Origin of the sequence: Emticicia sp., from assembly GCF_043780375.1 — a bacterium.
In the GTDB taxonomy this organism is placed as follows: Bacteria; Bacteroidota; Bacteroidia; order Cytophagales; family Spirosomataceae; genus Emticicia.
Window position 1 is genome coordinate 1 of record NZ_JAYWCU010000299.1, and the last position, 10977, is coordinate 10977.

Sequence of the window (10977 nt, forward strand, 5' to 3'; positions counted from 1 at the left end):
TTCTACAATTCCTGCTGCATCAAGCAAATCTTCGTCGATGGTGATACTTCCTACATAATTGAGTTCAGCTTGTGTAACCTTCACTCGGTGGATTTTTGATTTGAAAATATTGATTAACATTTGACTTTCATATTGTTTTTTGTGAAAAGTATTTACAATCAAGACCAATAAAAAACCACCAAACAATGGCGAGTTTTTAATCTTGTAAATCTAAAGAATCTTTTTAATTCTGTTAGAATCGCCTGCAAAATTATAAAATTGCGTGGGAAAGAAACATTTTGTCCGATAATAAAATTCAGATTTAATTTTTTTAACTAAATTTGTTTTGAAAAAGCTCATAAACAAATGATAAAAAAACTACTACTTTTTTTAGTTGCCACCACTTCTATATCCTTCGCTCAAGATGCCGATATTTTTAAACCCGATTCTATAAAAAAAGTAATAGAAGCTACACAAATTACGTCTTCACTTCGTATAGATGGTGTGATGAATGATGCCGAATGGAGAAAAATCAAACCTACGTCAGGATTTATACAAATTGAGCCATTCCAAGGCAAAAATCCTACACAAAATACCGAGGTTCGAGTGCTTTACAACAAACAATATCTCTATTTTGGCATTTTTGCTCGTGATTCTCTCGGTAAAAAATCTATCAGAGCAACCGATTTTAAGAGAGATTTTAATGTAAGGCAACACGACATGATTGCATTATCGTTTGATGGTTTCAATGATAAACGAAACTCAATGGCTTTGGTCACAAATCCATATGGCGTGCAACGAGATTTGCTGTCGTTCGACGACCTATATTATGACACCGATTGGGACGGACTTTGGCGAGTACGCACCACTCGAACCGACTCTGGTTGGGTAGCCGAAATGGCTATTCCGTGGCAAACCTTGCGTTATCCAAAAACTACCGAAGCGATTCAAAACTGGGGCTTCAATGTTTTTCGTAGTCGCCGAATGACCAACGAACAGACTGCTTTTTCGCCTTACCCTCGTTCGTTTTCAAACTTACGTATGACTTATGCAGGTATTTTGAAAAACTTGCAACCACCTCCACCATCACCCAATGTTAGAATTCAACCTTATTTTCTGACATCTTATGATAATTATAAAGGTGGCGTTTCACCAAAACCTTCGGATACGAATTATAAATTGGGAGGTGAATTGAAATGGGCAATCAATCCTAATGCTGTTTTAGACCTCACAACAAACACTGATTTTGCTCAAGCCGATGCCGACCGCCAAGTAAATAATGTTACTCGCTTTTCAGTGTTTTTTCCTGAAAGGCGACAGTTTTTTCTTGAAAACGCCTCACTTTTTGGTGTGGGCGTAGGTCCAAATTTCGACATGTCGGGCGGTACGATGCGAGTACAACCATTTTTTAGCAGAAGAATAGGACTTGATGATGCAGGTAATCCGATACCGATTGATGCGGGCGGAAGATTTGTTTATCGCTCATTGAAGCGAAATTATGGAGCAATCTTGATGCGGCAGCGAGGTGTGGGCGATACGCCAGCAACGAACTTTTTTGTAGGAAGATTTTCTGAAAATTTTGGCAAACAAAATCGTATTGGTGGACTTCTAACAGTCAAAAATCGTCCCGATGGTTCAAATATTGTTGCTACAATTGATGGCTTTTTTCGGTTAAGTCAAGCTCACTCGCTCAATACGATGGCAGTTTATTCGACCTCTACTAATGGTAGAAAGCAAGGTTTTTCGGGTTTTGCACAATATTATTATACTAACAACCAGTTTAAAATTTGGTGGACAGAATCGGTCGTAACCAAGAATTTTAACCCCGAAATGGGTTTTGTTTCTCGAAGCGATGTGGTGGGTACTACGCCAGGGTTTTTTTGGTACAATCGAGGAAATTGGTTACCATTCAAAAAATATATTCGAGCGTTTGAGCCTGGTATCATGACCGAATTATATCACCAAGCCTCTACTGGAAAATTGATAGAAAGTCAAATTAATATCAATCCTGTATGGTTCAATTTTCAAAATGGGGGTTTTTTAGGCTATTTAGTTAATCCCACTTTTCAAAGCTTAACCGAACCTTTCGAGCCTTTGGGCGTTACAATTCCTGTGGGAAATTATAATTATGTAAGACACCAAATTTATGCCAGTACCGACCCTTCAAAAATTATTAATCTGACGGTTGATTATAATTGGGGAAGCTATTTTGATGGAAAACTGATTGGTAACGACTTCAAATTACAATTTGCACCTATTCCTCATATTTCGATTGTTGGTCGCTATAACAGAAATCATTTCAAAAGTGTTGGCGATTTTTCCAAAAACAAAACCGTAAATTTATATGCCATTGAAGGGCGTTTTGCTATCAATCCACGTGTGCAATTGATTAGTTTTTTTCAGAAAAATTCAGAAAATAATTCTCAAAATTACAATATTCGTCTTTCGTGGGAATATCAACCTTTGTCGTATATTTACTTTGTTTATAATCACCGAGGTTTTGATAATATTCAGCAACCAAATATGCAGCGAATTACTCAAACTGAAGACCACGTAATTGCAAAAATTAGCTATTTGAAGCAGTTTTGAAATAATTGTTAATGCTCTAGAGTTAATTATAAAAAATAAAACGATATTTCTAATTAACTCCAAATATCAAAAACTCATACATTTTCAACGACAATATAAATTTTATTCAACCTTAAAAACAGCAAAACTATGAAACGACGCTCCGCACTAAAAAGCCTATCAATGGCTTTTGGTGGCTTAGTGACTCTTCCCGCGTGGGCCTCAAACTGGACTCCCAGCTCTATTGGTACAAATACATCATTATCAGTTAGTGATGAAAGTATTTTGGCCGAAATCGTAGAAACTATCATTCCTGAAACAAAAACACTAGGTGCAAAATCGCTCAAAGTGCATCAGTTTGCCATGCGAATGATAAACGATTGTTATGGGGAAGCGGCACAAAAAAGCTTGAAACAAGGACTTGCCAAGACTGAAGAATTGGCAAAACAAATTAACAATAAGTCGTTTGTTGAATGTGATGCAAAACAACGCACCGATATTATTTTGCAAATGAGCAAAGCAGATGATTCAAGCAAAAGATTTGTAGATATGATTAAAAGTCTAACGATTCGAGGCTATACAAATTCTGAATATTACATGGTTAATATCCAGCATTTCAATATGGCTCCTGGTTTTTATCATGGCTGTGTTCCTGTAAAAAGTTAAATTTTTTCACCAAGAATTCATTTATTCATTCACAATTCTATCATTCAACATTCACTAAGAAAATGTCATATTTTAATATAGATTCAGTAAAAGACCGTACTTTCGATGCCATCGTTGTTGGCTCAGGAATTAGCGGTGGTTGGTCGGCTAAAGAGCTGACAGGCAAAGGCTTACGTACATTATTACTGGAGCGTGGTCGTGATGTAAAGCACGTGACAGATTACCCAACGACCATGAAAAACCCGTGGGAGTTTGACCATCTCGGACAAATAACCAAAGAACTAAAAGATGCCAACCCAATTGCGAGCCGATGTTACGCTTTTGGCGAAGATTCGTCTCATTTTTTTGTAAAAGATGCCGAACATCCGTACGTGCAGGAAAAACCATTTGATTGGATTCGTGGCTACCAAGTTGGCGGAAAATCATTGATGTGGGCCAGAGGAACGCAACGTTGGTCGCAGTTCGATTTTGAAGGGCCAGCCCGTGATGGCTTTGCCGTTGAATGGCCAATTGGTTATGCTGATATTGCTCCGTGGTACAGTTATGTAGAGAAATTTGCAGGAATTTCGGGCAATAAAGATGGTTTGCCACAATTGCCCGATGGCGAGTTTTTGCCACCACACGAGCAATCATGCGTTGAAAAATATTTTACACAACAAATGTCCAAGCATTACAACGGAAGTCGCCCCGTGATTATTGGTCGTTGTGCTCATTTGACTCAGCCAAAAGACATTCACTTTCAACAAGGACGAGGGCAATGCCAAAACCGTAATTTGTGTCAGCGTGGCTGCCCATATGGTGGTTATTTTAGTAGCAATTCATCGACAATTCCGTGGGCGATGCGTTCAGGAAAATTGACAATGAAAACCGATTCGGTGGTACATTCTATTATCTACGATGAGAAAAAAGGTGGGGCCGCCAACGGTAAGGCAACAGGCGTGCGGGTAATTAATGCCAACACCAAAGAAATAACCGAATATTATGCAAAAGTTATTTTCTTAAATGCCGCAACCCTTAATACCAATTTGATTCTGTTGAATTCTACTTCAAATCGTTTTCCAAATGGTTTGGGTAATGATAACGGTTTGCTCGGAAAATACATCGCTTTTCATAATTTCCGTACCACGATTTCGGGAGAGTATGAAGGCTTTTTAGATAGTACCACCGAAGGAATTCGTCCGAATGGTAGTTATATTCCTCGTTTTCGTAATTTATTAAAGCAAGAAACCGACTTCTTGCGAGGCTATTCCGCAGGTTTTGGCACAAGTCGAATGACTAATAATGACACTTCTGGCATTGGCGAAGATTTGAAAAACAGTTTGGCAAATACCAAATACGGCAATTGGCGAGTAGGCTCGCACATGATGGGCGAGACGATTCCGAAAGAAAGTAATTATGTAGCTTTAGATAAAACTTTAACCGACCAGTGGGGAATTCCACAGTTGAAAATTTCGGTTTCTTATGATGACAACGACGAGAAAATGATTAAAGATTTTCATGAGCAATTAACCGAAATGTACACAAAAGCAGGTTTTACGAACATCAAAACGCACGATAAACCAGACAAAGCCCCAGGCTTGGATATTCACGAAATGGGCGGTGTAAGAATGGGAAAAGACCCAAAAACATCAATGCTAAATAAGTGGAATCAGTTGCACAATTGCAAAAATGTATTCGTAACCGACGGAGCTTGCATGACTTCCAATTCAACGCAAAATCCGTCTCTAACATTTATGGCAATTACTGCTCGTGCCGCCGATTTTGCGGTAAAGGAGTTTAAGAAAGGTAATTTGTAAACGTAGTTTTAAAAGGATTTATCAGTGAGCAACAACAACTCCCTGATAAATTCTTTTTTCTTGAAAACTTACTTCAATTTGACATCCTGCCAAGTAGCATTATACGAGCCAAAGCAGCCAAAACCTCCATTTACATTGGTATAAAGAAGCACAGGTTCGGCAAATGGATTATTATTTTCTCTTTGTTTTCGCAACGATGTATGATAATTATAGTAGTGGGTATCAGTTTGAAATAGTCCAACTTGAATGGTTTTAAGTCTTATTAATTTGGCATTTTGCCCTGTTGATGAGCCTTGATTATTAAGCGGTTGAAAACTTCGACTTAACGAAATCAACTGTCCATCGGTATCTTTGTCGTCAATTGTTCTTAAATCAAGAATTGTAGAAAAGGAGCTAAAAATAGTATTTTTGTTGTTTTTAGGGTCAGGAATTTGATAGATAAAGTCAAAAAGGCCCAATCCTCGGTAATAATTTTTCATACCCACTACGTCTTGCCAAATCAATTTTACTGTATATTCAGTATTAGTAACTGAGTTCCCTCTTTGACTATCAACACTTTTCAAAGAATCAACTTTTACTTCCCTAATTGCAACATCGCTCGGCACTGTTGTTGAAGCACTAACTTTTCTTCCATCGGGTGTACTTACAACAATTGAATATGTTTTTCCTGTCAAAATCGGTAGTTTAGAAGGTAAGGCTCGATAATATCCTTGTGCCTTATTATAAACCAAAGAAATAGTTGTTGTGCCATCAGAAAGACTGACGGTAGCATTCGTAATATCGTCTCTGATGTCGCCTATTGTTCCAATAAGAACTTTTGTTTCTGTTATTTTTGCCGACAAAACAGTATCTTGAGGAGCAATAAAACAAGCCACAACTAATTTTGAATCCGTTTCTGGCAAAATTGATGGGTCGATTTCTTTAACCAAACTTTTACAAGAAAAAAAGGTTAATTGACTGATTATCAATAATATAATCAGGCTTGAATGATAGAATGCTTGCCACAATGGAATATGTTTTCTTAAATTTTTCATGTATCTAAAACTCCCCTTTAGGGGCTGTGGTTGTTCAAAATTTAAAATTGTAACTAAGCGATGGAATAATCGGAAAAATAGAATACCTCTGCAAAATCGTGACAGATTGTTTGTTTGCGTCGATTTTGGTATTTAGTTGATAGAAAAAAGGATTTTTACGATTGTAAGCATTATAAATACTCACCTCCCAAGTTCGTTCATGGCGACGCATTTTTTTATGAAACTGAACACCCAAATCTAAACGGTGATAAGGTTCGGCTCGAAAGGAATTTTTTTCGCCATATTCTTGCACCCCACGACCCGCAAAAAGTGGGGTTACTGGTGTTGTTGAATTAGCCAAATTAATATTTTGACCAGAGCGAGTATTAAAATTACTATAACCATTATATCTTGAGACTGGCACCGTGAGTGCATTTCCGGTTCCATATACCCAAACTGCCGAAACAGTAATCGTAGGTTTTATGTCGTAAATTCCGACCAGCGACAAGTCATTTCGGCGGTCGTAACGTGGGTAAAATTCTTTACCAAAATTTAGTTCAGCAAACTGCCATTTCGTCCAAGAAAGTGTGTATCCTGCCCAACCAGAGAACTTCCCAACTTTCTTTTGCAATAAGAATTCAGCACCATACGACCAACCTTTTCCTGCCGTTACGTTATCTTCCCAACGTACTTTGTTTGCACTCGTAACATCATTAAAAAGCAAAAAACTTGCTCCTTCCTTATAATTGATAAGATTTGACATTGTTTTATAATAACCTTCGACGGTGAATGTCAAGCCTTTCTTATCAAAATCTTTGGCAAAACCAGCCGCAATTTGTTGCGATTGCTGCGGAGCAATCTTATCAGTTGTTGGCACCCACAAATCAGTTGGCAAACCCAATCCAGTATTTGTAAGCAAATGCACATATTGGTTCATCAAAGCATAAGAGGCTTTGAATGCTAAAGAATTACTCAATTTTAAAGCTGCCGAGAAGCGTGGCTCAGGACGCAGATAATCTGCCCCTAAAACATGGTAGTTACTCATCCGAAAACCAATATTCATTTTTAACCGCTCAATTGGTTGCCAAACATCTTCTGCATAAATACCCGATTCGATAACATCAATATTTTCAATTTTTGTTTCATATTTACCAATATCCGAATCTTGTAAAACAACTGCACTTGGCGTAAAACGATGAGAAATTGATTGAATTCCCATCTTTATTATATGTTTTGGATTGGGAAAATAATCAAAATCATATTTGATTGAGTAATCTCGAATGCCCGAATCATACTGCAAATTATAGGTTGAAGGCAGTTCTGTAACAGCATCTATGGAATTTTGAGTTGAGCTAATATTAAATCTATAACGGCTATAAATTAAAGATAAATTGCCAAATAGTTTTTGCGAATAAAGGTGATTCCAGCGTAAAGTTGCCGTTTCATTGCCCCAATTCAAGCCATTAGTTGAGTTGTTTGTTGGACCATCTGTATCAGTCTTAAATTTGTCTTTTCCAAAATAACCACTCAAATAAACTTTATCTTTCCCCCCTAATTCATAGTTCATTTTAGCATTCAAATCATAAAAATAATAACCTCCTGTTGTTTTTTCTACTTCGTTTTTTTGCGATGCTTTGATAAACGGAGCAGCCAGCACATCAACATAAGTCCGACGAGCTGAAATGAGAAATGAAGAACGAGCCGCTGCTTTTTTCTTTGTTTTAATTGGGCCTTCCAAAGTTAATCTCGAAGAAATCAAGCCAATTCCTCCTTCTCCACTTAGTTTTTCCTTGTTTCCTTCCTTCATATTCATTTCAATAACTGATGAGAGTCGCCCACCAAAACGTGCAGGAAAACCGCCTTTTGTAAGTTCAACACTCTTCAAAGCATCGCCATTAAAAACCGAAAAGAATCCAAATAGGTGGTTGGCATTATAAACAATGGCATCATCAAGGATTATTAAGTTTTGGTCAGGCCCACCACCCCGTACATAAATTCCGGTCTGTCCTTCAGAGCCTTTCTGCACACCAGGCATTAGTTGAAGAATTCTTAAAACATCTTTTTCGCCTAAAAATGCAGGAATTTTCTTGATTTGATTAATCGGAATATCAATTTTACTCATCTGTACCGACTCACTTACTCGCTCCTCTTGGCGTTTGGATGATACCACAACTTCTTGCAATTGATTGGTAGAAACTAAAGTAATATTAACTTCCAAGTTTTTTGTGAGAGCAATTTTCTTGATAACTCTTTCATAACCAACAAATGAGAAAACCAACACAACCGAGTCTTTGGCAGGAAGTGTGAGTGAATAAAAACCGTAGGTATTGGTTGCAGTTCTAAAATTGGTCGTTGGTACATAAATATTTACGCCAATGAGCTGTTCCAAACTACCTTTTTCTCGCACATAACCGCTAATTGTGAAAGACTTTTGGGCAAAAACATTGAAAGAAAAGATAGAAGCTAACAGTAGAACTAAAGGTATTTTTTGAATCATTAGAATTGCTCGTTTGAAAGAAATTGATAGTCATATTATACCTAACGAAAATTGATGTTGAAAAGTGGGGTTGGGTTTTAAAATTATGAGAATTAAAACTTAACAAGAAAAAAACATCATAATTACTTAAATATCAATCGTTTATTTTTTCTTTGTAGTTGCAAATGTTGTAATTTTACATCAAAATTTTAATCAAATACCTAAAATTCTAATACTATCATGGCAGAGAACGAAAAAAAAATGACTGATAAAGCAACTGAAGTTGCAGACCAAGCTAAAATTGTCGCAACTGAAAAACTTGCAGATTTGAAAGCCGAAGCAACAGAAACCATTGATGGTTTAAAAGAAACAGAATTGGTAAGTGAAGTGAAAACTGATGCAGCCGAAACTGTAGAAGCAGCTAAAGTAGAGGTTCAAGAAGCAACAACAAGTGTAGCCGAGAAAATCAACGAAGTAAAAGCAGATGCTAGCGAAGCCGTAGAAGCAGCTAAAGTAAAGGTTCAAGAAGTAACTGCAAGTGCAGCCGAGAAAATCAGCGATTTGAAAGACGACGCAACTGAAGCAATGGATGCAGCTAAAGTAAAAGCTCAAGAGATGGCAGCAGATGCAGCCGAGAAATTTGAAGACTTTAAAGAAGATGCAGCCGAAGTATTGGAAACAGCTAAAACAAAAGCTCAAGAATTTGTTGCAGAAGCATCTGCTACTGTTGATAACTTGAAAGCAAAAGCAACAGAATTTATGAAAAGCGAAAATATGGAGGCAATGAAAGCCGAAGCCGCTGAAAAATTTGATGATTTGAAAGAAGATGCAAGCGAAGCCGCAACAAAAGCTAAAGCCAAAGCCCAACAATTAGCCGCCGAAGCAAGCGAAACAGTTGCAGAAGTAACCCAAAAAGCCAAAGGTTTCTGGAGTAGATTGTTTGGTGGAAAATAATCAATCATTAGATCATATAAAATTAGGGTTTACGACTTATAAAAGTTGTAAACCCTAATTTTTTTATAGCGATTCGTTTTGAGAAATCGCTCAAAAGAGCCAAATTGTCGAGTGCATCAACTAAACTGCCGATTTATTATTTGTTAAATCAAAGTTTTTACCATATTTACTTCGTTTTTTAAAATACTCAACCTTCAAAAAAATGAAACACCTGTTTTTTCAGCACTGGAAAAAGAAAAATAAGTATAAAAACTTATCTCCGTATATTATTTTCGGTCTCATTCTCTTAATCTCTCTTTCACAAGTTACATTTGCCCAAGCTCCCGAAGAAAATCGCTTTACCAAAGTGGTTTTAGGCGATAAATTGGACGAACCATTGGAAATGGCCTTGCTAAAAGATGGACGGGTTTTGTTTATCGAACGCAAAGGGGCGTTGAAACAATATAACCCCACTACTGGTGCAATAAAAACTTTGGCGACCATTCCTGTAAACACAAAATATACCAATGCTAAAGGTGTGAAACGTGAAGCCGAAGAAGGGCTAATGGGACTTATTCATGACCCAAATTTCGAGCAGAATCATTGGATTTATATGTATTATGCCGATGTTGAGGCAACAAAACACGTGTTAGCCCGTTGGGAATTACGTGGCGAAGAATTAATAGCAAATTCTAAAAAAATCATTCTTGAAGTACCTACTCAGCGTGAAGAATGTTGTCATACAGGCGGTGGAATGGTTTTCGATAAAGCAGGAAATCTATATTTAACCGTTGGAAATAACACTTCAAATAGTGGAACAGTTGGCTATGCAAACCTTGACGAAAGAAAAGGTTGGGAATATTGGGACGACCAACGTGGAGCAGGAAATACCAACAGTTTGACTGGAAAAATCTTGAGAATCAAGCCCGAAACCGATGCGACAGCAGGGGCTGCCCCATATAGTATTCCAAAGGGGAATTTATATGAAACATTGCCAAATAATGGCGATGGTTTAGTAAAAAAAGAAATTTACACAATGGGGCATCGCAACCCGTGGAGACCAACAATTGATAGCAAAACTGGCTATCTGTATTGGGGAGAAGTTGGCCCCGATGCTTCGGTAGATTCGGAGCAAGGTCCTCGTGGCTATGACGAATTTAACCAAGCTCGTAGTGCAAGTAATTTTGGCTGGCCTTATTTTATCGGTGATAATAAAATTTATACTGATTGGAATTTTGAAACAGGAAAACCAAGACCAGATTCAAAATATGACCCCGCTAAGCCAATCAATGATTCGCCAAATAACACTGGTTTGAAACAACTGCCTCCAGCACAAAAAGCCTTTATTTATTATCCTTATGGCATTTCAGAAGAGTTTCCATTAGTGGGAAGCTCAGGGCGAAGTGCTACTGGTGGTCCAGTTTTTCATAAATCAGATTTTCCTATTGGAAAGCGTATTTTTCCTGACTATTATGAAGGAAAATGGTTGATTGTAGAGTTTATGCGTGGTTGGATTATGTCGGTAACGATGGACGAAAAAGGTGAT

8 protein-coding genes are annotated in these 10977 nt (G+C 37.5%); 5 read left to right on the top strand and 3 right to left on the bottom strand.

Annotated elements, in window-relative coordinates:
- The coding region (locus ACH2CJ_RS21785) for an aspartate 1-decarboxylase (protein ID WP_394996717.1) at nt 1-120 on the bottom strand (120 nt) is incomplete at its 3' end.
- Between the two features lie 225 nt (nt 121-345).
- Here ACH2CJ_RS21785 and ACH2CJ_RS21790 point away from each other — a divergent pair.
- The 3 genes from ACH2CJ_RS21790 (at nt 346) to ACH2CJ_RS21800 (ending at nt 5009) form a co-directional block, all read left to right on the top strand.
- A complete protein-coding gene (locus ACH2CJ_RS21790; RefSeq protein ID WP_394996701.1) occupies nt 346-2568 on the top strand; it encodes a DUF5916 domain-containing protein in 2223 nt (740 codons plus the stop codon).
- A gap of 129 nt (nt 2569-2697) precedes the next feature.
- Nucleotides 2698-3213: a gluconate 2-dehydrogenase subunit 3 family protein gene (locus ACH2CJ_RS21795; protein ID WP_394996703.1), complete on the top strand. Its 516-nt coding sequence runs from the start codon at nt 2698-2700 to the stop codon at nt 3211-3213.
- A gap of 62 nt (nt 3214-3275) precedes the next feature.
- Nucleotides 3276-5009 (top strand): GMC oxidoreductase, encoded by a 1734-nt coding sequence (locus tag ACH2CJ_RS21800; protein WP_394996706.1) that lies wholly within the window; start codon nt 3276-3278, stop codon nt 5007-5009.
- Between the two features lie 68 nt (nt 5010-5077).
- Here the strand turns inward: ACH2CJ_RS21800 and ACH2CJ_RS21805 are convergent, their stop codons facing one another.
- Nucleotides 5078-6043 carry a DUF4249 domain-containing protein gene (locus tag ACH2CJ_RS21805; protein WP_394996708.1) on the bottom strand — a complete coding sequence of 322 codons (966 nt, stop codon included), beginning with the start codon at nt 6041-6043 and terminating at the stop codon, nt 5078-5080.
- 34 nt (nt 6044-6077) lie between these two features.
- Nucleotides 6078-8519, bottom strand: coding sequence for a carboxypeptidase-like regulatory domain-containing protein (locus ACH2CJ_RS21810; RefSeq protein WP_394996710.1), 2442 nt, complete (start codon nt 8517-8519; stop codon nt 6078-6080).
- Nucleotides 8520-8738: 219 nt separating this feature from the next.
- Between ACH2CJ_RS21810 and ACH2CJ_RS21815 the strand changes: the two genes are divergently transcribed.
- Entirely contained in the window at nt 8739-9452 is a 714-nt protein-coding gene (locus ACH2CJ_RS21815; protein WP_394996712.1) for a hypothetical protein, read from the top strand.
- 202 nt (nt 9453-9654) lie between these two features.
- The coding region (locus ACH2CJ_RS21820) for a PQQ-dependent sugar dehydrogenase (protein WP_394996715.1) at nt 9655-10977 on the top strand (1323 nt) is incomplete at its 3' end.

What these genes read in the sequence shown, in the direction of transcription:
- ACH2CJ_RS21795 (WP_394996703.1), top strand. Translation starts at nt 2,698, where the DNA reads ATGAAACGACGCTCCGCACTAAAAAGCCTATCAATGGCTTTTGGTGGC.
- ACH2CJ_RS21810 (WP_394996710.1), bottom strand. Translation starts at nt 8,519, where the DNA reads ATGATTCAAAAAATACCTTTAGTTCTACTGTTAGCTTCTATCTTTTCT.
- ACH2CJ_RS21805 (WP_394996708.1), bottom strand. Translation starts at nt 6,043, where the DNA reads ATGAAAAATTTAAGAAAACATATTCCATTGTGGCAAGCATTCTATCAT.
- ACH2CJ_RS21815 (WP_394996712.1), top strand. Translation starts at nt 8,739, where the DNA reads ATGGCAGAGAACGAAAAAAAAATGACTGATAAAGCAACTGAAGTTGCA.
- ACH2CJ_RS21790 (WP_394996701.1), top strand. Translation starts at nt 346, where the DNA reads ATGATAAAAAAACTACTACTTTTTTTAGTTGCCACCACTTCTATATCC.
- ACH2CJ_RS21800 (WP_394996706.1), top strand. Translation starts at nt 3,276, where the DNA reads ATGTCATATTTTAATATAGATTCAGTAAAAGACCGTACTTTCGATGCC.